At 39.1% G+C, this 25,074-nt stretch carries 22 protein-coding genes; 11 read left to right on the top strand and 11 right to left on the bottom strand.

Annotated features, from left to right (window positions below; all coding sequences use genetic code 11):
* Window positions 1–144 precede the first annotated feature (144 nt).
* The 6 genes from I4V44_RS06415 (at window position 145) to I4V44_RS06385 (ending at window position 5,417) form a co-directional block, all read left to right on the top strand.
* Window positions 145–228, top strand: coding sequence for a 23S rRNA methyltransferase attenuation leader peptide (locus tag I4V44_RS06415; RefSeq protein WP_001814874.1), 84 nt, complete (start codon window positions 145–147; stop codon window positions 226–228).
* A 124-nt stretch (window positions 229–352) separates the two neighbouring features.
* Window positions 353–1,090: a 23S rRNA (adenine(2058)-N(6))-methyltransferase Erm(B) gene (erm(B), locus tag I4V44_RS06410; RefSeq protein ID WP_001038790.1), complete on the top strand. Its 738-nt coding sequence runs from the start codon at window positions 353–355 to the stop codon at window positions 1,088–1,090.
* Window positions 1,091–1,451: 361 nt separating this feature from the next.
* Window positions 1,452–1,691, top strand: a complete 240-nt coding sequence (locus I4V44_RS06400) for a helix-turn-helix transcriptional regulator (RefSeq protein ID WP_002380754.1) — start codon at window positions 1,452–1,454, stop codon at window positions 1,689–1,691.
* A 394-nt stretch (window positions 1,692–2,085) separates the two neighbouring features.
* Window positions 2,086–3,576: a primase C-terminal domain-containing protein gene (locus I4V44_RS06395; protein ID WP_117456180.1), complete on the top strand. Its 1,491-nt coding sequence runs from the start codon at window positions 2,086–2,088 to the stop codon at window positions 3,574–3,576.
* A gap of 8 nt (window positions 3,577–3,584) precedes the next feature.
* The gene (locus tag I4V44_RS06390) at window positions 3,585–3,977 is read left to right on the top strand and encodes a GNAT family N-acetyltransferase (RefSeq protein ID WP_000393259.1); all 393 of its coding nucleotides are present in this window, start codon (window positions 3,585–3,587) and stop codon (window positions 3,975–3,977) included.
* Window positions 3,978–5,417 (top strand): bifunctional aminoglycoside N-acetyltransferase AAC(6')-Ie/aminoglycoside O-phosphotransferase APH(2'')-Ia, encoded by a 1,440-nt coding sequence (locus I4V44_RS06385; RefSeq protein ID WP_001028144.1) that lies wholly within the window; start codon window positions 3,978–3,980, stop codon window positions 5,415–5,417.
* A 129-nt stretch (window positions 5,418–5,546) separates the two neighbouring features.
* Here I4V44_RS06385 and I4V44_RS06380 read toward each other — a convergent pair whose 3' ends face one another.
* The 3 genes from I4V44_RS06380 to I4V44_RS06370 form a co-directional block, all read right to left on the bottom strand.
* A complete protein-coding gene (locus I4V44_RS06380) occupies window positions 5,547–6,719 on the bottom strand; it encodes an IS256-like element IS256 family transposase (protein ID WP_000195429.1) in 1,173 nt (390 codons plus the stop codon).
* Window positions 6,667–8,829, bottom strand: coding sequence for an immunoglobulin-like domain-containing protein (locus I4V44_RS06375; RefSeq protein WP_021361842.1), 2,163 nt, complete (start codon window positions 8,827–8,829; stop codon window positions 6,667–6,669). Before I4V44_RS06375 ends, I4V44_RS06380 begins: the two co-directional genes overlap by 53 nt.
* Before the next feature lie 446 nt (window positions 8,830–9,275).
* Entirely contained in the window at window positions 9,276–9,896 is a 621-nt protein-coding gene (locus I4V44_RS06370) for a helix-turn-helix domain-containing protein (protein ID WP_009242236.1), read from the bottom strand.
* Window positions 9,897–10,422: 526 nt separating this feature from the next.
* Between I4V44_RS06370 and I4V44_RS06365 the strand changes: the two genes are divergently transcribed.
* The 3 genes from I4V44_RS06365 to I4V44_RS06355 all read left to right on the top strand — a co-directional run bounded on the left by I4V44_RS06365 (window position 10,423) and on the right by I4V44_RS06355 (window position 13,036).
* Window positions 10,423–11,565 (top strand): XRE family transcriptional regulator, encoded by a 1,143-nt coding sequence (locus I4V44_RS06365; protein ID WP_021361841.1) that lies wholly within the window; start codon window positions 10,423–10,425, stop codon window positions 11,563–11,565.
* Window positions 11,558–11,764 carry an excisionase gene (locus I4V44_RS06360; RefSeq protein ID WP_002341493.1) on the top strand — a complete coding sequence of 69 codons (207 nt, stop codon included), beginning with the start codon at window positions 11,558–11,560 and terminating at the stop codon, window positions 11,762–11,764. The genes I4V44_RS06365 and I4V44_RS06360 overlap by 8 nt, the downstream gene beginning before the upstream one ends.
* Window positions 11,765–11,842: 78 nt before the next feature.
* Window positions 11,843–13,036, top strand: a complete 1,194-nt coding sequence (locus I4V44_RS06355) for a site-specific integrase (protein ID WP_021361840.1) — start codon at window positions 11,843–11,845, stop codon at window positions 13,034–13,036.
* 214 nt (window positions 13,037–13,250) lie between these two features.
* Here the strand turns inward: I4V44_RS06355 and mobA are convergent, their stop codons facing one another.
* On the bottom strand, window positions 13,251–13,844 hold the full coding sequence (gene mobA, locus I4V44_RS06350) for a molybdenum cofactor guanylyltransferase (protein ID WP_182437835.1): 594 nt from the start codon (window positions 13,842–13,844) through the stop codon (window positions 13,251–13,253).
* A gap of 217 nt (window positions 13,845–14,061) precedes the next feature.
* Between mobA and I4V44_RS06345 the strand changes: the two genes are divergently transcribed.
* Window positions 14,062–14,598 carry a type III toxin-antitoxin system ToxN/AbiQ family toxin gene (locus I4V44_RS06345; protein WP_008706177.1) on the top strand — a complete coding sequence of 179 codons (537 nt, stop codon included), beginning with the start codon at window positions 14,062–14,064 and terminating at the stop codon, window positions 14,596–14,598.
* Here I4V44_RS06345 and moaA read toward each other — a convergent pair.
* A complete protein-coding gene (moaA, locus tag I4V44_RS06340) occupies window positions 14,581–15,555 on the bottom strand; it encodes a GTP 3',8-cyclase MoaA (protein WP_118586798.1) in 975 nt (324 codons plus the stop codon). The two genes, I4V44_RS06345 and moaA, sit on opposite strands and share 18 nt — an antisense overlap.
* A gap of 210 nt (window positions 15,556–15,765) precedes the next feature.
* Between moaA and fdhD the strand changes: the two genes are divergently transcribed.
* The gene (gene fdhD, locus I4V44_RS06335; RefSeq protein WP_243100797.1) at window positions 15,766–16,584 is read left to right on the top strand and encodes a formate dehydrogenase accessory sulfurtransferase FdhD; all 819 of its coding nucleotides are present in this window, start codon (window positions 15,766–15,768) and stop codon (window positions 16,582–16,584) included.
* Here the strand turns inward: fdhD and mobB are convergent.
* The 6 genes from mobB to fdhF form a co-directional block, all read right to left on the bottom strand.
* Window positions 16,559–17,071 carry a molybdopterin-guanine dinucleotide biosynthesis protein B gene (mobB, locus tag I4V44_RS06330; RefSeq protein ID WP_118586801.1) on the bottom strand — a complete coding sequence of 171 codons (513 nt, stop codon included), beginning with the start codon at window positions 17,069–17,071 and terminating at the stop codon, window positions 16,559–16,561. The genes fdhD and mobB overlap by 26 nt on opposite strands.
* Window positions 17,072–17,087: 16 nt before the next feature.
* Window positions 17,088–18,350 (bottom strand): molybdopterin molybdotransferase MoeA, encoded by a 1,263-nt coding sequence (locus tag I4V44_RS06325; protein WP_118586803.1) that lies wholly within the window; start codon window positions 18,348–18,350, stop codon window positions 17,088–17,090.
* A 239-nt stretch (window positions 18,351–18,589) separates the two neighbouring features.
* Window positions 18,590–19,024, bottom strand: a complete 435-nt coding sequence (locus I4V44_RS06320; protein ID WP_022380639.1) for an MOSC domain-containing protein — start codon at window positions 19,022–19,024, stop codon at window positions 18,590–18,592.
* Between the two features lie 216 nt (window positions 19,025–19,240).
* Window positions 19,241–20,443 carry a PP2C family protein-serine/threonine phosphatase gene (locus I4V44_RS06315; RefSeq protein WP_207744231.1) on the bottom strand — a complete coding sequence of 401 codons (1,203 nt, stop codon included), beginning with the start codon at window positions 20,441–20,443 and terminating at the stop codon, window positions 19,241–19,243.
* Complete coding sequence (locus I4V44_RS06310; RefSeq protein ID WP_118586806.1) at window positions 20,430–22,154, bottom strand: [Fe-Fe] hydrogenase large subunit C-terminal domain-containing protein; 1,725 nt, start codon at window positions 22,152–22,154, stop codon at window positions 20,430–20,432. The genes I4V44_RS06315 and I4V44_RS06310 overlap by 14 nt, the downstream gene beginning before the upstream one ends.
* Window positions 22,155–22,364: 210 nt before the next feature.
* Window positions 22,365–25,073 (bottom strand): formate dehydrogenase subunit alpha, encoded by a 2,709-nt coding sequence (gene fdhF / locus I4V44_RS06305; RefSeq protein ID WP_196002501.1) that lies wholly within the window; start codon window positions 25,071–25,073, stop codon window positions 22,365–22,367.
* Window position 25,074: the final 1 nt, after the last annotated feature.

Here is a 25,074-nt window from a genome sequence, read left to right as displayed (position 1 = left end):
TTTCTCCCCTACCCAGTTACATATATCAGTTCATTATAAAAAGCTTAGATTTTTGTCTTGACAACTGAACCACTATATTTGTATAATAGGAATTGAAGTTAAATTAGATGCTAAAAATTTGTAATTAAGAAGGAGGGATTCGTCATGTTGGTATTCCAAATGCGTAATGTAGATAAAACATCTACTGTTTTGAAACAGACTAAAAACAGTGATTACGCAGATAAATAAATACGTTAGATTAATTCCTACCAGTGACTAATCTTATGACTTTTTAAACAGATAACTAAAATTACAAACAAATCGTTTAACTTCTGTATTTATTTATAGATGTAATCACTTCAGGAGTGATTACATGAACAAAAATATAAAATATTCTCAAAACTTTTTAACGAGTGAAAAAGTACTCAACCAAATAATAAAACAATTGAATTTAAAAGAAACCGATACCGTTTACGAAATTGGAACAGGTAAAGGGCATTTAACGACGAAACTGGCTAAAATAAGTAAACAGGTAACGTCTATTGAATTAGACAGTCATCTATTCAACTTATCGTCAGAAAAATTAAAACTGAACATTCGTGTCACTTTAATTCACCAAGATATTCTACAGTTTCAATTCCCTAACAAACAGAGGTATAAAATTGTTGGGAATATTCCTTACCATTTAAGCACACAAATTATTAAAAAAGTGGTTTTTGAAAGCCATGCGTCTGACATCTATCTGATTGTTGAAGAAGGATTCTACAAGCGTACCTTGGATATTCACCGAACACTAGGGTTGCTCTTGCACACTCAAGTCTCGATTCAGCAATTGCTTAAGCTGCCAGCGGAATGCTTTCATCCTAAACCAAAAGTAAACAGTGTCTTAATAAAACTTACCCGCCATACCACAGATGTTCCAGATAAATATTGGAAGCTATATACGTACTTTGTTTCAAAATGGGTCAATCGAGAATATCGTCAACTGTTTACTAAAAATCAGTTTCATCAAGCAATGAAACACGCCAAAGTAAACAATTTAAGTACCGTTACTTATGAGCAAGTATTGTCTATTTTTAATAGTTATCTATTATTTAACGGGAGGAAATAATTCTATGAGTCGCTTTTGTAAATTTGGAAAGTTACACGTTACTAAAGGGAATGTAGATAAATTATTAGGTATACTACTGACAGCTTCCAAGGAGCTAAAGCGCTCGGGACCCCATTAAGTATTTTTAAAAGCATGGTCGCAAGTTTCACTAGCAGCCATGCTTTTATTGAATCATTGTAGGACATTTTAAAGATAATTGCCCACTTTAAAATTAAACATGTGCTTAGAATCGTTCTAGGCAACACCAATAACAATCACTAATCACAAGTGATTTGTGATTAATCACTTGTGATTTACAAGGTGTAACGATATAATTAAATGGAAAACGTGCAAAATATTTACATAAACAGGAGGGAGAAACTTGGAACTAGCATTTAGAGAAAGCTTAAAAAAGATGAGAGGTACCAAATCAAAAGAAAAATTCTCCCAAGAATTAGAAATGAGTAGATCAAATTATTCATTGATTGAATCAGGAAAATCAGATCCGACATTAAAAACATTGGAACGAATTGCAGAATTGACAAACTCAACCTTAGTTATTGACTTAATTCCTAATGAATTAGAACAAGTAGAGTTGCAAATAGAAGAAGAGAAGCAATGATTGTCGTTAATATATTTAACGAAATTGTTGCTTATTTTTTTTAAAAGCGGTATACTAGATATAACGAAACAACGAACTGAATAAAGAATACAAAAAAAGAGCCACGACCAACTTATTTTCCGCCAAGAAAATAAGTTGCGAGCCTTAATTGATTACCACCAATCAATTAAAGAAGTCGAGACCCGAAATTTGGTAAAGTATTTAATTACTTTATTAATCAGATACTTAAATATCTGTAAACCCATTATATCGGGTTTTTGAGGGAATTTCAAGTCTTTAAGAAGATACCAGGCAATCAATTAAGAAAAACTTAGTTGATTGCCTTTTTTGTTGTGATTCAACTTTGATCGTAGCTTCTAACTAATTAATTTTCGTAAGAAAGGAGAACAGCTGAATGAATATCCCTTTTGTTGTAGAAACTGTGCTTCATGACGGCTTGTTAAAGTACAAATTTAAAAATAGTAAAATTCGCTCAATCACTACCAAGCCAGGTAAAAGCAAAGGGGCTATTTTTGCGTATCGCTCAAAAAAAAGCATGATTGGCGGACGTGGCGTTGTTCTGACTTCCGAAGAAGCGATTCACGAAAATCAAGATACATTTACGCATTGGACACCAAACGTTTATCGTTATGGTACGTATGCAGACGAAAACCGTTCATACACGAAAGGACATTCTGAAAACAATTTAAGACAAATCAATACCTTCTTTATTGATTTTGATATTCACACGGCAAAAGAAACTATTTCAGCAAGCGATATTTTAACAACAGCTATTGATTTAGGTTTTATGCCTACGTTAATTATCAAATCTGATAAAGGTTATCAAGCATATTTTGTTTTAGAAACGCCAGTTTATGTGACTTCAAAATCAGAATTTAAATCTGTCAAAGCAGCCAAAATAATCTCGCAAAATATCCGAGAATATTTTGGAAAGTCTTTGCCAGTTGATCTAACGTGCAATCATTTTGGGATTGCTCGTATACCAAGAACGGACAATATAGAATTTTTTGATCCCAATTACCGTTATTCTTTCAAAGAATGGCAAGATTGGTCTTTCAAACAAACAGATAATAAGGGCTTTACTCGTTCAAGTCTAACGGTTTTAAGCGGTACAGAAGGCAAAAAACAAGTAGATGAACCCTGGTTTAATCTCTTATTGCACGAAACGAAATTTTCAGGAGAAAAGGGTTTAATAGGGCGTAATAACGTCATGTTTACCCTCTCTTTAGCCTACTTTAGTTCAGGCTATTCAATCGAAACGTGCGAATATAATATGTTTGAGTTTAATAATCGATTAGATCAACCCTTAGAAGAAAAAGAAGTGATTAAACTTGTTAGAAGTGCCTATTCAGAAAACTATCAAGGGGCTAATAGGGAATACATTACCATTCTTTGCAAAGCTTGGGTATCAAGTGATTTAACCAGTAAAGATTTATTTGTCCGTCAAGGGTGGTTTAAATTCAAGAAAAAAAGAAGTGAACGTCAACGTGTTCATTTGTCAGAATGGAAAGAAGATTTAATGGCTTATATTAGCGAAAAAAGTGATGTATACAAGCCTTATTTGGTGACGACTAAAAAAGAGATTAGAGAAGCGCTAGGCATTCCTGAGCGGACATTAGATAAATTGCTGAAGGTACTGAAGGCGAATCAGGAAATTTTCTTTAAGATTAAACCAGGAAGAAATGGTGGCATTCAACTTGCTAGTGTTAAATCATTGTTGCTATCGATCATTAAAGTAAAAAAAGAAGAAAAAGAAAGCTATATAAAGGCGCTGTCAGAGTTTTTTGACTTAGAACATACATTCATTCAAGAGACTTTAAACAAGCTAGCAGAACGCCCAAAAACGGACACACAACTCGATTTGTTTAGCTATGATACAGGCTGAAAATAGATATGGAAGAAGTTTTAATTGATGATAATATGGTTTTTGATATTGATAATTTAAAAGGATTTCTTAATGATACCAGTTCATTTGGGTTTATAGCTAAAGAAAATAATAAAATTATAGGATTTGCATATTGCTATACACTTTTAAGACCTGATGGAAAAACAATGTTTTATTTACACTCAATAGGAATGTTACCTAACTATCAAGACAAAGGTTATGGTTCAAAATTATTATCTTTTATTAAGGAATATTCTAAAGAGATTGGTTGTTCTGAAATGTTTTTAATAACTGATAAAGGTAATCCTAGAGCTTGCCATGTATATGAAAAATTAGGTGGTAAAAATGATTATAAAGATGAAATAGTATATGTATATGATTATGAAAAAGGTGATAAATAAATGAATATAGTTGAAAATGAAATATGTATAAGAACTTTAATAGATGATGATTTTCCTTTGATGTTAAAATGGTTAACTGATGAAAGAGTATTAGAATTTTATGGTGGTAGAGATAAAAAATATACATTAGAATCATTAAAAAAACATTATACAGAGCCTTGGGAAGATGAAGTTTTTAGAGTAATTATTGAATATAACAATGTTCCTATTGGATATGGACAAATATATAAAATGTATGATGAGTTATATACTGATTATCATTATCCAAAAACTGATGAGATAGTCTATGGTATGGATCAATTTATAGGAGAGCCAAATTATTGGAGTAAAGGAATTGGTACAAGATATATTAAATTGATTTTTGAATTTTTGAAAAAAGAAAGAAATGCTAATGCAGTTATTTTAGACCCTCATAAAAATAATCCAAGAGCAATAAGGGCATACCAAAAATCTGGTTTTAGAATTATTGAAGATTTGCCAGAACATGAATTACACGAGGGCAAAAAAGAAGATTGTTATTTAATGGAATATAGATATGATGATAATGCCACAAATGTTAAGGCAATGAAATATTTAATTGAGCATTACTTTGATAATTTCAAAGTAGATAGTATTGAAATAATCGGTAGTGGTTATGATAGTGTGGCATATTTAGTTAATAATGAATACATTTTTAAAACAAAATTTAGTACTAATAAGAAAAAAGGTTATGCAAAAGAAAAAGCAATATATAATTTTTTAAATACAAATTTAGAAACTAATGTAAAAATTCCTAATATTGAATATTCGTATATTAGTGATGAATTATCTATACTAGGTTATAAAGAAATTAAAGGAACTTTTTTAACACCAGAAATTTATTCTACTATGTCAGAAGAAGAACAAAATTTGTTAAAACGAGATATTGCCAGTTTTTTAAGACAAATGCACGGTTTAGATTATACAGATATTAGTGAATGTACTATTGATAATAAACAAAATGTATTAGAAGAGTATATATTGTTGCGTGAAACTATTTATAATGATTTAACTGATATAGAAAAAGATTATATAGAAAGTTTTATGGAAAGACTAAATGCAACAACAGTTTTTGAGGGTAAAAAGTGTTTATGCCATAATGATTTTAGTTGTAATCATCTATTGTTAGATGGCAATAATAGATTAACTGGAATAATTGATTTTGGAGATTCTGGAATTATAGATGAATATTGTGATTTTATATACTTACTTGAAGATAGTGAAGAAGAAATAGGAACAAATTTTGGAGAAGATATATTAAGAATGTATGGAAATATAGATATTGAGAAAGCAAAAGAATATCAAGATATAGTTGAAGAATATTATCCTATTGAAACTATTGTTTATGGAATTAAAAATATTAAACAGGAATTTATCGAAAATGGTAGAAAAGAAATTTATAAAAGGACTTATAAAGATTGATTATATAATATATGAAAAGCTATTATAAAAGACATTAGTATTAAATAGTTTAAAAAAATGAAAAATAATAAAGGAAGTGAGTCAAGTCCAGACTCCTGTGTAAAATGCTATACAATGTTTTTACCATTTCTACTTATCAAAATTGATGTATTTTCTTGAAGAATAAATCCATTCATCATGTAGGTCCATAAGAACGGCTCCAATTAAGCGATTGGCTGATGTTTGATTGGGGAAGATGCGAATAATCTTTTCTCTTCTGCGTACTTCTTGATTCAGTCGTTCAATTAGATTGGTACTCTTTAGTCGATTGTGGGAATTTCCTTGTACGGTATATTGAAAGGCGTCTTCGAATCCATCATCCAATGATGCGCAAGCTTTTGAATATTTTGGTTGATCGATATAATCATGAATCAATCGATTTTTAGCCTCACGCGCTAAGTTAATATCTGTGAACTTAAAAATTCCTTTAACAGCTTCTCTGAAAGATTTTGAATTTTTTTTAGGAATGGTGGTAAAGATATTTCTTAGGAAGTGAACTTGGCATCTTTGCCAACTTACGTTGGTGAAGGATTTTCTAATGGCAGAGACTAATCCTTTGTGCGCATCAGAAATAACGAGTTCCGTACCTTGTAAACCGCGTTCTTTTAGGTATTCAAAAAATGTTGTCCAGGTCTCTTCGCTTTCGCCACTTTGAATCATGAAGCCGATAATTTCACGGTCGCCATCTTTGGTTATTCCAATCGCTATATGACAGCTTTTTGAGAGTACTCGATTTTCTTCTCGTACTTTTATATAGAGTACATCGGTCATTAAGTAAGGATAATTTTTTTCTGATAATAAACGATTCTGCCACTCGTTAACCATAGGTTCTAGCTGTTCTGTTAAGCTAGAAACGAAGGACTTAGAGACGGATTTACCACAAAGTTCTTCCACAATTTTTGATACTTTACGAGTTGAAACGCCTGATACATACATTTCCAACATTGAAGCCATGAGGGCTTTTTCGTTTCGTTGATAACGTTCAAACACTGTGGGTGAAAAATGGCCATCACGTGTTCTGGGTACTTTTAATTCTAGCGTGCCTACACGTGTCGTAAAGCTGCGCTCATAATAGCCATTTCGTTGACTTTGTCGGTTTTCTGTTCGTTCATATTCTTTTGCTTGAATATATTCTGTTCGTTGATTTTCCATTAGTTGATTAAATACCGTTGTTAAAATATTTTTAGAAACGTCATCCTTTACAGAATATTCAATAATGCTTTGAATCTCTTCGCTTTTCAGTGTAAAATGTACTTGGGTCATGTAAAAGTCCTCCTGGGTATGTTTTTGTCGTTAATAAAACAGCTAATACACCGGTTGAACCAGCAAACATAGAAGTAAACAATCCTACGTTTGTCATATCACCTGTTTTTACAGGGTTCTTTTGTCCGCTAGGCTTTGTTGGAGTAGTTGGCTTGCTCGGTTTCTGTGGCTGTTGTGGACTTACAGGTTTATTTGTTACTTTTTCTTTTACGGTAACTGTAATTGTTTTTTCAGTAATTGCACCATTTTTATCTACTACACGGAAAGTTACATGATAAGTGCCAGCCTTAGAAGTATCTACATCATTTGCAATAATGTTATCTTTTGTTAAAATAATCGTTCCGTCCTCTTTATCTGTTGCTGTCACATTTGCCAATGGGTCGAACGTATCGCCTACATTCAATGTAACATCATTTGCTGAAATGATTGGAGCAGAGTTAAGGTCGCCTGTATTTTGTTTCACAGTTACAGTAATCGTTTTTTTAGCAGAAGCTCCGTTTTTATCTGTTACTTTATAAGTCACATGGTAAGTACCAGCCTTAGAAGTATCTACATCATTTGCAACAATATTATCTTTTGTCAAAGTGATAGTTCCGTCCTCTTTATCTGTTGCTGTTACATTTGCCAATGGGTCGAAAGTATCGCCTACATTCAATGTAACATCATTTGCAGAAATAGTTGGTGCTGTATTATCTTCTCCTTGTGAGTTTAACGATAATTCTACTTTTAAAACAACGTTTCCGTCTTTATAAGTACCGCAATCATACTCATAAGTAACTGGTTTTTTTACATCATCTACCGTTATAATTCCTGTATCTTTATCTAAAGTTCCATTTGCAGTAACTTTTACTTTTGAAATATCTATTCCTTGTTCAACATCTTTTTTTAAGTCGATTTTATTCCCTTTAATATCAATATAACCGTTGCCTACAAAAGCATGATTATTTTCAAGAACTTTATTCTCTCCGACATTTAACCAGTATAAATCATCGCAAATTAATTTTTTAATTTTTGTGTTTTTACTTATATCAAGACCTCTTATCCCTTGTTCAAAAATTTCACCGCAACGTAGCATTTCAAGTTCTAAATTATTGCTTAAATCTAATTTTTTAATAGTTGTATCATGACAAAAAAGGCGTGTCAGTTTTGTGTTTTTTGTTACATCTAATTCAGCTATATTTGTCATATAACATGATAGTTGTTTCAAATTAGGGTTCTTACTTATATCAAGTGTTTTTACTTTTGTATCTCCTATATCTAAAGTGACTAATTGCGGATTATGTGTGACATCAAGTTCCATTAATCCTGTATTGCTACAAGATAGTTGTTCTAAGTTAGGATTGTTTGTTACATCTAAATTGGAAATAGAGGTACTATCTGCAAATAACGTATTCAATTTTTCATTCTTAGATACATCAAGACTGTTAATTGATGTATTATCGCAAACGAAAGCTTCCAAATTCGGATAACGTGTTAAATCAACGCTTCTTACTTTTGAAGAACGACAATCTAATCTTTTTAAAGATGAGTTTTTAACCGGACTTAAGTCTGAAACAGAAGTCGTAGAAACATCTAAAGACTGCAAATTTGTTAGATATTGAATACCCTCTAATGAAGATATCGTTTTCATATCATGCAAGTTTAAGAATTGGGCTTTTGATATTTCATCAACAGATAACACACTATCGCCGTCTTTATCAAATTCTGCAATGATTTGTTCTCTAAATACTTTGTCTGGAAAATGTGCTTCATCAATAGCAATGCTTCCAGCTTTTACTTCTGTATTTTTGCTTGCTTCAACGGTCTTATCTTCGGTAACCACTTCTTTTTCTGGTGTTGCAGGTGTTTCCTGTTTTGTACTTTCTTCTTTTAAAGTTTCTGCATTTTCAGCAGTTTCTTCCTGTTCCTTGTCTGTTATATTCTCTTGTACTTCTGCGTTTTCTGTTTTCTGTTCCACAGGAACTTGCTCTGTCTTGTTTTCTTCTACAACGGCTTCCTGCACAACTTCTGTGTTTTCCTGTGCCATGACAGGAGTAGGAAGCCCTGTAAGTGCAGTTGTTGTTCCAATCATCAATGCGGAACTTACTGCAAGGACTTGTTTTTTCTTCATAGTTTGTTCACTCCTTATTTTTCATAAATTCTTTGCATAGAAAAACGCACAAACTCCCCCTTATAACTGGATAATCTGTGCGTTCTGTTTATTATTGATAGAATTGAAAAAAGGGCAGAATTTACTTGTCTGTCTGTCTGTCTGTCTGTCTGTCTGTCTGTCTGTCGCAAGCGTAACAATGTGTGAACATGACTGTCAACCCTTTCTTTCAAAAAAATTCAATCCTTGCTTCTATACAAAAAACATTATACTGGAAACAAACACCTCTTTCAATCTTTTTATGCGTGCAAGATAAAAAAATTGAGACATCACACTTTTCCTTTTTTCCTCTTGAGTACCCACAACAGAAAAGAAAAAGCCCTGTCAAGAGCTTGCCACCATTGGTGGTGCTTTGCACTCTTGATCGGGCTTTTTGTTTGCTGTATCTTCTCGCAAGAGGAAAAAGATTACTCGTCCTCATCATCAAAATGGTTATTCCTTAATACTTCCCGTAACAGTTCCATATCCTCTTTTGAGTTCGGATTTATCATTTTCACGACTTGATAAGGTGTCCTATATTTATGTCCCTCTATGCTTTCCCCAAACATATCCATACTGTATAAATCATCATAGCGGTCTAGTAATTTTTGAAACTTCAAATGCTGGATAAATTCTTTGATTGGGTAAAGGTCGGACGCTTCAATGCTTTTCCCGTTGATATAGTCTGTAATGTATTCCCGTAACTTTTCCAACTCATATTCCAGCCATTCTTCCTCGCTGTCAAAGAAGTTATCATAGTGTCCGTGTTTCAGTTCTGCATTTAGACGTTCTTCTGTTCTTAAAAACTGACAGACTTCTTTTTCAGACTGATTGACATACTTCCATTCTCCCGATAATAATTCATTCGGCGTTACGTCCAGCACTTCCATTATCTTTTCCAGCGTTTCATAAGCAGGATAGTTCAACCCTCTTTCAATCTTGGAAAGGCTCTGCATATTGATACCGATTTTGTCCGCAAGTTCCTGTTGTTTCATTCCCCTAAATTTTCTTATGGTCTGTATATTATTTCCTAAATGGCTTATTTTCATTGCACAACCCTCCATATCTCGTTATATCTTCACTGTTATAAGTCTATCATGCTTAATATGATTTGTAAAGACAAAAAAAGATATTGACAAATAAGCATATAAGAATTACTATGCTATTGTGAGTGAATAAGCACAATAGCATGAAATACAAAAACATTCAAAAAGAAATACCCATCTGATTAAACCCGTAGATATGAATATTGGTTGAAATGGAACTTGTTAGAAAAGGCAAAACAGGACTTGCTGACAAAGTATTTCTGACACGGTGGCGGAAGCCTCTCAGGCTTACCGCCATGACACCTTGTGTCAAGGGGAAGAAATGCTTTGTCGGCTGGCGAGCCTGCGAGCCTTGACTGTGCCCCCGTTATCTAACAGGGGGGCACTATTTCACAAAAGACAAGTCAAAAACCATACAACCCCAAACCTGTGAGTAGTAATGAGAAGTTTTAAGAAGATAGTAATTTCACATTCTTTTGAATAGTGGTTTACAGGTATTTCAAGGCTGTTGTGGGATTGGAGGAATACAATGAACAATTTAGAATTTGCACTTGAAATGAAGAACAAACGTCTTGCAAGCGGTCTTTCACAAGGAGAACTTGCAAGTCTTACCCATGTATCAAGATATAGTATCAACCGCTTTGAGAACGGAAAAGCCAACGCAAGTAAAGAAACACAGAACATTATCCTGCGTTGTCTGAATTACTATGTCTGTGATAAGCCTTTTTATCTGCTCGTTGATTATCTGTCTGTCCGTTTTCCAACGACTGACGCATTAGAAGTTATCCGAAAGGTGCTTGGCATGAAAGCGGACTATTTTATCCATTATGACTATGGGTATTATGGCTATAAGGAGCATTATGCCTACGGGGAAATCAAGGTCATGGCTTCTGATGATGAACACATGGGTGTATTTTTAGAATTAAAAGGGGCAGGCTCACGCAACATGGAATATGTCTTACAGGCACAGAACAGGGATTGGTATTCATTTTTAAACCGCTGTCTTGACTGTGGCGGTGTTATCCGACGTTTTGACTTGGCAATCAATGATATGTGCGGTCTGCTGGATATTCCCGTTTTGTCTGAAAAATACAAAAATGGCGGTGCGGATTGTCGCTGTAAAAACTATGAAAATGTACAAGGTGGAAAACTAAGCGGAAAAAACCGTAATTTAGCAAGTACCCTTTATATCGGCTCAAAGGCAAGCACAAAATATTTCTGCCTGTATGAAAAACAAAAGGAACAGGCAACCAAAAAGAAACATACGGATATTATCAACCGTTTTGAAATTCGTCTGCGTGATAAAAAGGCAGTACAGGCAGTTGAGGAATTGTTATTGACATATAACCCTCATGGGTTGGTGTTTTACCTTATTACTGATTTTGTGCAATTTCCCGATTATCCGCTGTGGGAGATATTCATTTCCCATGACAGTTTACCTTTTGAAATGAACCCCGTACCTGTCAATATGGAACGCACTCTGCAATGGCTGGAAAGACAGGTCATGCCGTCAATCGTGATGATAGAGGAAATCGACAGGCTGACAGGCTCAAACTACATGAAAATGATTGATGAATGTACCAACCTTTCCGAAAAACAGGAAATGCTTGTAGAACAGATGTGTACGGATATAGCAGATGTAATCGAAAGTGAGGGGGTGTTTTATGAGTAATGCACAGGATATTCCCGTATGGGAAAAATATACCCTTACCATTGAAGAAGCGTCAAAGTATTTCCGTATCGGAGAAAACAAGTTAAGACGCTTAGCAGAGGAAAACAAGGACGCTGGCTGGCTCATTATGAATGGCAACCGCATACAGATTAAACGCCGACAGTTTGAACAGGTTATTGACAAATTGGACGCAATCTAATGCAAATGAGCCTTGTATGTGTTATGATGAACACAAGTCATATCAAGGCTCTTTCCAACAAGGAAAGGAGCAGACACCATGAAAGAAAAAAGACGGGATAGTAAAGGACGTATCCTGCATACTGGAGAGAGCCAACGAACAGACGGGAAATACTTATATAAATATGTAGACGCATTTGGAAACACAAAATATGTGTATGCTTGGAGATTGACACCCACAGACCCGACACCAAAGGAAAAACGGGAAAAACCCTCACTTCGTGAACTGGAACAGCAGATAAGACGGGATATTGAGGACGGTATCGACAGCACAGGCAAGAAAATGACGCTTTGCCAACTCTATGCCAAACAGAACTTACAGAGGGCGAATGTGAAGAAAAGCACACAAAAACAACGGGAACAACTCATGCGGTTATTGAAAGAGGACAAGTTGGGTGCTAGGAGCATTGATGCGATAAAACCCTCTGACGCTAAGGAATGGGCGTTACGCATGAAAGATAAAGGCTTTTCCTATAACACCATTAACAACCATAAACGCTCGTTAAAAGCGTCATTCTATATCGCCATACAAGACGATTGTGTAAGGAAGAACCCTTTTGATTTTAAGTTAAGTGAAGTCCTAGAAAATGATACCAAAGAGAAAGTCGCATTGACAGAGGAACAGGAACAAGCCTTACTCTCATTTATCAAGACAGACAATGTGTATCACAAGCATTATGATGATGTGCTGATACTGTTAAAGACTGGACTTCGTATCTCGGAACTGTGCGGACTGACAGTAGCTGATATTGATTTCAAGAATGAAGTTGTAATTATCGACCACCAGTTACTAAAGAGCAAGGAACAGGGCTATTATATTGAAACGCCTAAGACGAAAAGCGGAATAAGACAAGTGCCATTAAGTAGAGAAACAATACAGGCATTTCAACGGGTTATGAAGAAACGCCCAAAGGCAGAACCATTTGTGATAGACGGACAGAGCAATTTCTTATTTGTCAATCATAAAGGCAAGCCCAAAGTTGCGATTGATTACAACGCCTTATTTGTCCGTATGGTAAAGAAATATAACAAGCACCACAAGGACAATCCCTTGCCACATATCACACCGCATACGCTACGCCATACATTCTGCACAAGACTGGCAAGCAAGAACATGAACCCAAAAGATTTACAGTATATCATGGGACATTCAAACATTAGTATCACAATGAACTGGTACGCTCATGCGTCCATAGATACCGCAAAATCAGAGGTTCAGCGTCTAATCGCATAGAAGTATTTACCACGATTTTAACCACGCTTGATAGCGAAAATATAAGAAGATAGACCTAGATATGTGAGGTTTACCACAAAAGCAAAATGCCCGTAGAGCCTATAAAATAAGGCTTTGCGGACATTTAAGGAGATATAAAAAGATAGTCAAAAAGACATATATAATTTTCTACTAATTTTTGAAAATATCGACAAACCTCCTGCCAATCTCATATTCAGACATATTTCTCTATGAAATGATTTCCCGGTATTTCTTTATATGTTTCCGGATCATTAATATTGGAAAAATACCAGTCCGCGACCTGGCTTTCGTAGCATTCGTATCCATTTTTCCGCAGAAAAGCAAATACTGCGCCTTTCCGCTCTGTGATTTCTTCAAGCATGGCATCTGCCAGGTCTGTACAGTATACTCCCATAAGAGGTTCCTCATGCCCGCCGTGGCTCAGTATCACTGCTTTTGCATCTGAATGCAGAGATTGGCGAATCAGTGCAGCCAGTTCCTCTGCCGGAACCAGAGGAACATCTACACCAAGTACCAGGCAATATGGATTCTTTGCTTTACGAAAACAGGCTTCCAGCCCTCCCAACGGACCTTTTCCCGGGAAGCGGTCTGGTATAATGGGATATTTATATCTATTTTCACCATGATAGCCAGACAGAAGAATATCACTGATTCCAAGCTTTTCCCCCTTTTCTATCTGCATCTCAAGAAATGTCTTCCCATCTATCGTCAGATCTGATTTGTCCCGTCCCATGCGGCTGCTGGCACCGCCAGCAAGAATAATCATAGAAATTTCTTTCTTTCTCATTATCAGTTTTCCTTTTTGTTTATATAAATCATCAATAAAAGTATTGATTTTTTTCTTCATATTACATATAATAAAATCACAGACAGAAATGTCTGTATAGCGGTTAGAGTGTCCAGCCAAAACACTCGTTTAAAAGCGGTTAGGTTGTCCAATTAAAACAATCGATTAACAGTAATGGGTGGAGTAATCCACCCACTTTTTACTTTCAGGAGGTTTTATGAATTGGTATATTGTTGATAAAAAATATATAAATTACCTAACACAATTTGATTCCCACGTTGGATATGTGGAATATGGGGAACGTTTAAAACTTCATGTAGGAACTCTTCTTACAATTGGAAATTTTCATTACTATGTTCCTATCTCTTCCGCCAAACCCAAACATCAGAAAATGTCAAACAGTCTGGATTTCCACAAACTTCAGGATGAATCTACCAGATATCTTTATGCAGTATTAAATATCAATAACATGATTCCCGTTCCAGACAATTGTCTTACGCAATTAAAATATAATCAGATTGATTGTTTCCGTTCTTTTAAAAGTGACAAAGAAAAAACCGATTATATTTATCTGCTCCAAAAAGAAAAATTTCTGATTGACAATATTCAGAATACTTTGCAAAACAAAGCCATGAAATTATACCAGAAGTGTATTGCCAAACCAGATTCTTCCCTTGCCGCAAGATGCTGCAATTTCAAAATGTTAGAAGAAAAGTGTCTTTCTTATTTACATATCTCACCCGCCAATCTGTGACATTCCTCTGATTTCATCCTGTTCTGTCTTCGTTTGATAAAAATTATGGCTCACCGGTTTATTCCAGACTACCTGATAAATTGCTTCTTTCAGTTCCGAATCCATGCATCCGCCGCGCATAAGCCCCCGCAGGTCTGTACCTTTCTGATACTGGAGGCATCCTTTCATGAATCCTTCGGATGTAAGACGTACTCGGTTGCACTGACTGCAGAATTTGTGGGTCATTGCACTGATAAATCCGATTTTTCCCTTAAATCCTGCGATTTCATAGTAATGGCATGGGCCGTTTCCGTAGCGTTCATTGACTGCATGCATCGGACCGTAGGCTTCTTCCAGTACTGCTTTGATAGATTCTTCATCCTGGAATGGGAACTGTTTTCCAAATCCGATTGGCATCATCTCGATAAAACGCACATGGATTGGATATTTCTGCGCCAGTCCTGCAATCCCGATGAAGTTTTCTTTTTCCTTGATCACCGGAACGCTGTTGATCTTCAGGGAAAGTCCCGGATGTGCAAGTGCTGCTTCGATTCCCTCAAATACCTTTTCCAGTCCGTCACGTCTCGCTACTTTTTTGAACAGTTCCGAATCCAAAGTATCCAGACTGATATTAATGGCGTCAATTCCTGCATCCAGTAATGCATCCAGCTGCTCGGCGAGCAGGATTCCATTTGTTGTTAATGTCACTTTCTCAATTCCCGGGATCGCCTTGATCTGTTTTGCAAGACTTGCACAGCCCTTACGAACAAGAGGCTCACCGCCTGTCAGTTTAATCTTACGGATTCCCAGATCTGCTGCGCACCTGCAGATGCGGAGAATCTCATCGTATGTGAGGATTTCTGCATGAGAAAGGGATTTTACGCCTTCTTCCGGCATACAGTAAATGCATCTCAGATTACATCTGTCTGTCAGGGAAATCCTTAAATAATCTATTTCTCTTCCATATTTGTCTATCATCGGCTCTACCTGCCTTTTACTTTCTAATAATTGATTTTCCTGTTACCGGATACGGGTGAACCGCAACCTTTGTAACCTTTTCTTCTGTTATTCGCCGTCAAAATCACAGGCAATATTTTCTCTCATAATCGTTTGACACTCCATACTCCGCAGTCTATACTTAATGTATCAAGATTATTAAAATCCTTACCGGACGAAAGGAACTGTCCTATGAAAATCAACGAACAATACCACGACCTGAATCTGCTCGAGAATGTTACCTATGAGTTTCTGGGTCGTGACGGGGAAACTCATGAGGAAACAGAACCCATTCTTGTGGAACACATGATGGATGTATATGTAAATGAACGTCTGACCATGAAACTGGTCTGTATCCCACAACATCTGGCTGAACTGGTTCTGGGGCGTCTTTTTACTGAAGGAATCATCTCTTCTGCTGATGACGTTGACCAGATCTACATCTGTGAATTCGGCAAACGTGCCCGCGTTATCCTGAGTAAAAATAAATCCGGGCAGTCTCATGAGGAAAATGAAGATTATGTTGCTCCTACTCCGACCTGCTGCACCGGAAATCGTGTTCTTAATGATTATTTTATCACAGATCAGCCAATGACGCCAGTTACACCTGTCCCATGGAAAAAACAGTGGATTTTTGACCTTGCAGACTGTTTCGCCAATGGTACCCCGCTTCACAGCCAGACCTGGGCAACTCACAGCTGTTTCCTTGCCTGTGACGGAGAACTGCTCTTCCAGTGCGAAGATATCGGACGCCATAATGCTCTGGATAAGGCCATCGGTTATGCCCTACGCCATAATATTGACCTGAAGAAATGCGTGGTTTATTCCAGTGGACGTATCCCTACAGATATGGCGATCAAGGCAATCCGCGCCGGGATTCCGGTTCTGGCAAGCAAGGCATCCCCTTCTGCCGAGGCAGTTGCCATGGCCAAAGAATACCACCTTACCCTTATCTGCGCCGCACGCAGAGACCGTATGAAACTTTTTACCGGAAATAATCCGACAGAATAAATTCTGCAATACACTCTGCATTGTCCAGTTCAAAGAATGGAACATTTTCCAGTACAGACAGTGCTTCTCTTTCCTCTGCATCCAGATTTGTGGCGATCGCCATCAGTTTCTTCGGATTGCAGACACTTTCTGCTGAATTTCCCTTACGGATAATTTCAATTTTCGGATAAGTACTGTATTTAAATCCTTCCAGTAAGATCAGATCTGCCTCCGGAAAAAATTCTGCCAGCTCTTTTTCGGAAATCTGCGGCTGCTGTTTTACCAGCATATATTTGCCTGCTGAAAAAACTGCTGTGCCGTAGGCTCCGGACTGAAGCTGACAGTATGTATCCGTTCCCGGTACGTCCGGCACAAAATCATGCCCGTCATGCTTCAGCACTGCCACTTTAAGGCCCTTGTCTTTAAAAATCTCCAAAAGCCTGCAGATCAGAGTTGTTTTCCCTGAATTCTTTACACCGCTGATTGCAAATATTCTTTTTCTTTCCACCTGTTTGCTGCTCCTCTCAAAGCAAAATCGCGCTCACTTTATCCCCTGCGTTCAGGCTTCTGCTTTCCTGATTTTCCATGGTTTTTGTATCGATCAGGCAATTGCAGCCGGCCATGGAACTGAGGACTCCGTTAGAGTGAAGACCATTGGGAAGATGAAATTTTCCATTTTCCAGATATGCCCGGATAAAGCGGCGGCCCTTGATTCCTTTTTCAAAATTATCAGCCATAATGCCATTTACTTCTTTCAGACCGATTGATGGATCCTGCATCATCTTTTCCAGTGCAGGACGGATCAAAAGTTCTATGCTGACTGCAACACCAAAAGGATTTCCGGAGAGACTGATGATCGGAATCTCTCTTTCTGAAGCGCAATGATCTGTTGCAGTTATATCGGAAGTCTTTTTATATGCAGAAAACAATGTAGGCATTCCCGGTTTCATCTTTACCCTCCAGAAAATCCGCTCTGCCCCCATCAGTCTCAGGGACTCATGCATGATATCCTTCTTGCCTACAGATACACCTCCCGTAGTGATGATCATATCTGCCGCTTCTGCTGCTTCTTTTAATTTCTCAGACATAACCGTCGGATCATCTTTGACTGCTTCCATATGCAAAGATTCGATTCCCAGTTCACGCAGTCTGGCAGACAGCATTGTCATATTGCTGTTATAAATTTTTCCTTCCGGCAATGGAATTCCCGGTTCTACCACCTCATCTCCTGTAGTCAGAAGCACAATTCTCGGCTGACGGTAAACCGGCACTTTCGCCACTCCTATCCCGGCCAGAATTGCTGCCTCCACATATCCGATATGTGTTCCTTTTTTCAGAAGTGTAGTTCCCTTTTTAAAATCCTCTCCTGCGAAGCAATAATTACTCCACCGCTTCTGTTCGCTGTAAACTTCTACCGAATCTTCGCCATAATCGGTATCCTCCTGATAAATACAGCAATTGCAGCCATTGGGTATTGCAGCACCTGTCATAATGCGCACTGCCTGTCCCTGCTGGATTTCTCTTTCCGAATACTGTCCGGCATCAATCTCTTCCACGACTTTCAGCCTCACCGGATGCTCTTTAGCGGCACCTGTAAGGTCCTCTGCCTTACACGCATAGCCATCTACCGGAGAGCGGTCAAAAGGAGGATTGTCAAACCCTGCCACCATATCCTGCGCCAGGATTCTTCCCCCTGCTTTATTCAGTTCTGTTTCTTCTGTCTCGTTTATTACAGGCGTATGCTGCAGAATCTGTTCCACTGCCTGTTCTACACTGATTCCCTCCACGCACTAATTCCTCCTCTTGTATATTACATTTTTATAGTCTTTTCAATGCCTTTATAACCACCGGGTCAATTGACGGATATATTAGTTTTACTTTTTGAACTCTATAGCAATTTCAGAGAATAATATCACTAAGATACTCCATTAGAGCCTTATTTTTTATAAACCAAATTGTCTTCAGTATTTTGGAAATTGCTATAACATCATAATATTCAGCCCACTGCTGAAGAATTACATATTTTTCATCTCTGTTGGAGAATGATTTCTCCTTCTCTCAGCCTCCCTGCCTCCAGAATCTGACAGAATACAAACCAGGGTTCCATGGGCGTGCATACCTTTTCTCCCTTATAGGCATCTGATGCAGGACCGCCCGCACCGATCCTGACTGCTTCCAGAAGTACATCTCCACAACGAAATCTGTTCCCCTCCGCAATACTGTTCCAGTCAATCCCTTCCACAAGGAGATTTTCTCCAAACCGGCCATATCTGAATTCTTCTTCGGACTGTTCGAAATATTCTTTTACCTTCTCATAAGGAAGAAGACTGACCTGCTTTCTTCCGCCCATTCCATAATGCACATCTCCCACAAGTCCCTGCAGATCAGCTTCGCATTCATGAATGTTCTGCGAGCAGGTCTTGCGTTCCTTACTGATGCATACACATAATATCTTCGCCATTTTCTGCCTCATCCTTCCTGATGTGTTACTGTTCACTCCGTTCACAGCAACACGCTTCGCGATGCACAGAATTTATGCTAATCGCATAAATTCGCGCGGTATGTCTCGGGTTTTCTGTGACCTTCGCTCACAAAAAACACCTCGCGGGATATTACCAGTGAACAGTAACCCTGATATCTCTTTATAAAACCATGTACTGCTGTTTTTCCTGCTTTCTCAGATCGCCCAGAATGCAATATTCACATTCTTTCCTGCATTCTGCAGATGCTCCACAAGTTCTTCTGCTGCCTGTTCTTTCCTTTTTTCTGTGATTCCCAGTTCCACGTTACTCTTATTGATAGCACCACCGAAGTAGAAATTAATATCCGTTGCCTGCTCAAACAGCATCACACCAAGCAATGCTGCCGCATCTTTTTTTCGTTTCAGCCTGTTAAAGGACAGCCTGTCCTCCATCCATTCTTCACAATATTCAAGCAAATGCTCAATCGTAAGAAATCCCTCTGTCACCAGCTCTGTACCTTCCAGCTTATAATAGGCAGGAACGTCTCCGCAGGCAGTTTCACTAAGAGAGATCAGCTCTTTATCCAGATATCTGGCAGCACACTGTGCAGTAGTTCCGCCGCAGATTACATGATATCCCTCTGAATCGAAAAAGGACTTCAGATATCGCTCATCATGCTCCTCCTTACTTGGCGGGCCGATCATAAGGTTTACCACCTGTTTATGCCGCATCCGCAGGACAATGGCTGTAATATCATCATCCGTTTCATTCAGATTCAGATCCAGGCTGGCCTCTGCCAGATAGCCTGCCATCTCCTGTGCGCTCATCCCTTTATGGTACTTTGCCCTGCAGAAAGCCATTACATCATCTCTTCCCCAACCGCCGTTGGTAGTTTTTCCCATTCCCGCATTGGTGACACCGTCGGACATAACGATCAGCATATCCTCATCTTTCAGTTCAAAACAGCTTTTATGGATTTCCTTTTCTTCGATCATACTTGTCTCCACCGGATAATCAAAGAGCTTGCCATCCCGGATCAGAATTGCATCCGGATTATCAAACTGATAAAGACTTACCTGTTTCCCCTGAAAATTCAGCACTGTAAAAGTGGCATATGCCAGATTTCTCACACTGCACACAGGAAGCGTTTTCGCCACTGCACGCACTGCCTCATCCAGTTCCACCTGATTAATGATCATAGTACTGAGCATGGTCGCAGTCAGCGTGGAAAGGATATTCGCCTTTACTCCGCTCCCAAGTCCGTCAGAAAGCACCAGAACATGGTCTTCATCATTTTCTTCAATCTTATAGCAGTCCCCACAGAGAAATTCTTTCTTTTTATTCAGGCTCACATGACCAAAATCCATGCATAAGCCGTCAAATTCCACATTCAGTCCATGATGCTTATTTCTTTTCATTCTCTTCTTCACTCTCCAGAAGTATGGTATTTTTCAGTTTTTCTACTGCCACTTTGGTGTCTGCAGCAGTTTCTCCAAGAAGTCCGGCGATCTGCTGCACGATCTTCAGCTGTTCTTCTACCAGCTTATCTGCCATACGCGCAGCTTCAATCTGAGCATTATGAATCTGATCTTTATGCTTCCGCTCCTTTGTAATATCCTTCATAATGCAGAGAATCATTTTATTTTCTTTATCATTCGTCATTACGCGATCCAGATAACATTTCTGATCCTCCAGATAAATCTCATCCTGCATCAGATTCCGTTCAAAAGCCAGTATACTCGCCAGACTGTAATCATCCATGATCTCCGATACCGGTTTCCCGATCAGGCGCCGCTTTTTCGGCATATTGAACAATTTGGACGCCGCCTCATTCATCTGAATGATCTTCAGATTATAATCCACAGTTACCAGAAGTCCGGGCATGGCATTAAAGACTTTATTGGAGTAACTTTCCTGTTTTGCCCGCATATATGGAATACACATGGCAACCTCAGCCTTATTCTGGATAATGGCAATTGCCTTTTCCCTGCATGTGTTGTACCCGCAGGCACCGCAGTTTAATTCATCTTTTGGAGAAAATTTTCCCATTTCCGCCAGAGCATCCCTGATTTCTTCTTCTGAGACCTCATCCTGCTCCTGTGCCGGACAGTAGCCGAAATTCTTTCTCAGTTCAAATCCCGGAAGTTCATAGTCTCCCTGTTCTCTGTGAAAATCTTTTCCAAAGGCTGCATTCTTCACTGCCAGAACGTCTGCCAGATAATGTCCCCTCTTCATCTGGAAAGAAGGACCTGCCACACAGCCGCCACTGCATGCATACATCTCAAGAAAGCAATTTTCGAAATCCTCCGGATGAAGTTCTTCCAGAACCTCCCTGCACTGCTCCATCCCACTTACAGAAAGCCTGCGGATTCCCCTTACAGCCCCAAGCAGGTCTGTTAAACCATCCGCAATGGCAATTTCTCTGGAACGGTAGGCAATCTGCTCAGGTTCTTTCTCAGTTATGGAAATCCCTTCTTTTTTCATCCATTGCACCAGCTCTTCCAATGTGATCACATAATCCACTTCATTTCCTGAGTCTCTCAACTCTGACATAGCTGAAATACAGGGACTTACATAGACAATCTCTGCCTTCGGATATTTTTTTTTCAGATAACTGGCATGAAACTGCATCATAGAGGCAGACTGTACCAGATTTCCCAGAAGATGCGGATAGTGTTTCTTGACAAGCTGTACGATTACAGGGCAGGCAGAAGAGATCATTATTCCCGGCTCTTTCTGTTCCGCAAAAAGTGCTCTGTACTGCGAGGTCATCAGGCTTGCACCTTCTGCTGCATCTGCTGCATCTGCAAATCCCAACTTCTTCATCGCTTCCCTTATTCCGTTGATACCGGTTACCCCAAAACGTGCCAGATATGCCGGATGAAGAGAGGCTATAACCTGCGTCTTATTCTCCATTGCATTGCAGATTGCAGGAATCATATTCTGCTCTTCCTTGGCATCCTGCGGGCAGACAAGGATACACTTCTCACAGTAAATACACTGACTTTCTATGATCCTGGCCTGATGATCATGAACACGTATCGCCTTGACCGGGCAGTTCCGGACACATTTGTAACAATTTTTACAACTGACTTTTTTAAACTGAAGGATTGACTGAAATCTCTGCATGCCTCGTACTCCTTATTATGTAACACTATATTTTTCACAAAAAATTATCTGTAACCGTTCCGTACTTTCACAGAATGATGTACTGCCGAATGATTATTTTTGCCTTTCCATAAAGGAATATGGAGCTGCCGCAAGGACAGCAGATCCATGTGCGACAGCCCCATATAATATTTACGATATCAGATCCGGAACTTTGTCTCCGATATTGTTTTATGCTTTCTCAATCTTAATTGCGCATACCTTATATTCAGGAATTCTTGCGTATTTGTCAAGTGCGGCGTTGGTCAGCCAGTTTGCATTTCCATCCGGGAAGTGGAATGGCATCCAGCTCTCACCCGGTGAGGTCTTTGTACCTACACGAGCGGTAGATTCAATGGATCCTCGTCTGGAAGAAACTCTGACTTTATCACCGTTTTTGATACCCAGCTTATCGGCATCTACGATGTTCATTTCGATAAATGACTTACCTTCGATCTCCATAAGCTCAGGTGTCTTTCCTGTCATGGCTCTTGTTGTGTAATGATACAGGATACGTCCTGTCATCAGGATGATCGGATATTCCTCATCCGGAAGCTCTGCTGACGGTACATATTTTGCAGGGTAGAACCATCCAAGACCACGGGAGAATTTACCAACATGCATGATCGGTGTTCCCGGATGATTCTTGGAGGTACATGGCCACTGAAGCCCCTGTCCGTGAACTTCTTCACTGTCAAGACGTTCATGGCTGATACCTGCGAAGCTCGGTGTCAGAGATGCGATCTCATCCATGATCTGAGCAGATGTCAGATGTGGCTGCGGATATCCCATACGGTTCATCAGATCAATAATAATATCTGTATCCAGTCTCATCTCGCCAGGCACTGTGACAGCCTTGCGGACTCTCTGTACGCGGCGCTCTGTATTGGTAAATGTACCCTCCTTCTCTGCATAGCTTACGCCAGGAAGAATAACATCTGCATACTGAGCTGTCTCTGTCATGAAAAGTTCCTGAAGTACAAAGAAATCAAGACTCTTTAATGCTTTGATAATGTGTGTGGTATCCGGATCAGTAACTACCGGGTCCTCACCATAAATATACAGACCCTTGATCTCGCCTGTGATTGCCTTCGGGAATACATCAGTTGCATGAGTTCCGATATTCGGATCAAGTTTTACACCCCATGCTTTCTCGAATTTCTCACGAACTGCAGGATCAGTAACCTTCTGATATCCGGGATATACATTCGGCTGAGCACCCATATCGCAGGCACCCTGTACGTTATTCTGTCCACGAAGCGGGTTAACACCACAGCCTTCACGTCCAAGCTTGCCAACCATCATTGCCATATTGGACATGGACATAACGCCCTCTGTACCTGTGGAATGTTCGGTTACACCAAGGCAGTAGATGATCGGAGCGCGGTCTGCTTTTGCATACATGATTGCTGCTTTTCTCAGATCGTCTGCGTCAATGTGGCAGATCTCAGCTACCTTCTCAGGTGTGTAATCTTTTACGATTTCCTTTAATTCTTCGAAACCTTCTGTACGCTCTGCGATGAACTTGTCATCCTGAAGACCTTCAGAAAGGATCACATTCATGATACCGTTTGCAAAAGCAACATTTGTACCTGGTTTCAGTTTCAGATGGATATCTGCTTTCTTAGCCAGACCGATATCACGAGGGTCAACTACGATCAGCTTGCAGCCTCTCTTGATGGCCTGACGGATCTGCATGCCGACTACAGGATGTGCTTCCTCAGGATTGGAACCAACCAGCATGATCAGATCTGCATTCTTTGTGATATCTTCGATAGGGTTTGTCATGGCACCTGAGCCAAGAGTCATTGCAAGACCTGATACAGATGCGGAATGACATACACGTGCACAGTTGTCTGTATTGTTTGTGCCGAAGCAGCAGCGAACCATCTTCTGTACCATGTAAATATCTTCATTGGGTGATCTGGAGCACGCAAAACCAGCAAGGGAATCAGAGCCATACTGTTTCTTGATCTCCATAAATTTGGAAGCAACAAGATCCAGTGCCTCATCCCATGTTGCACGTTCGAATTCACCTGTCTCTTTATTCTTGATCAGCGGATATTTAATACGCTCCGGTGACTGTACGAAATCGAAACATCCGCTGCGTCCCTTAACACAGAGCAGTCCTTTGTTGGACGGTCCGTTTACAGCTTCTGTATCTACAATCTTTCCGTCTTTTACAAGGAGATAATACTGGCAGCCTGTTGCACAGTGAGGACAGGTAGTCAGAACCTTCTTGTCAATCTGGTACGGACGGTATTTCTTTCTGCGCTTCATGGTCAGTGCACCTGTCGGACAGGCCTGCACACAGTTACCACAGGATTCACAGATACCTTCGTTCCATTTATGTTTGTAATGTGCACCGATCACTGACTGGAAACCACGGTCCATAGTGTCGATCGCACCTCTTCCCACGATTTCCTTACATGTATTCACGCAGCGATGGCAGAGAATACACAGGCTTGGATCATAGGTAAAGAATTTATTGGTATCATCGATGGGCATATCCTTCATTTCACCAGGATAGCTTGTCTCAGTCACACCATATTCAAAACAGTAATCCTGTAATTTACAGTCGCCGTTTGCCTCGCAGGAGAAGCAGTGTACACGGTGGTCAGAAAGAAGGAGATCCAGTGTATCTTTACGATATGCAACTACCTTCTCTGACATTGTCTGTACTTCATCACCTTCTGAGCAGCGAAGTGTACATGCCGTATCAAATTTGGTTCTTCCGTTGTTTGTTACTTCTACCACGCACAAACGACAGGAACCATCCGGCAATACATCTTCCAGATAGCAGAGTGTAGGAATCTCCACTCCGATCTGTCTGGCAGCCTGCAGAATGGTCGTACCCTTTTCCACTTCTACAGGAATTCCATCTATTGTCAAATGAATCATC

Source organism: Blautia sp. 1001283B150304_161114_C9 (assembly GCF_015668165.1).
Lineage (GTDB): Bacteria > Bacillota > Clostridia > Lachnospirales > Lachnospiraceae > Blautia_A > Blautia_A wexlerae.
This window is presented reverse-complemented; position numbering and strand designations above follow the sequence as displayed.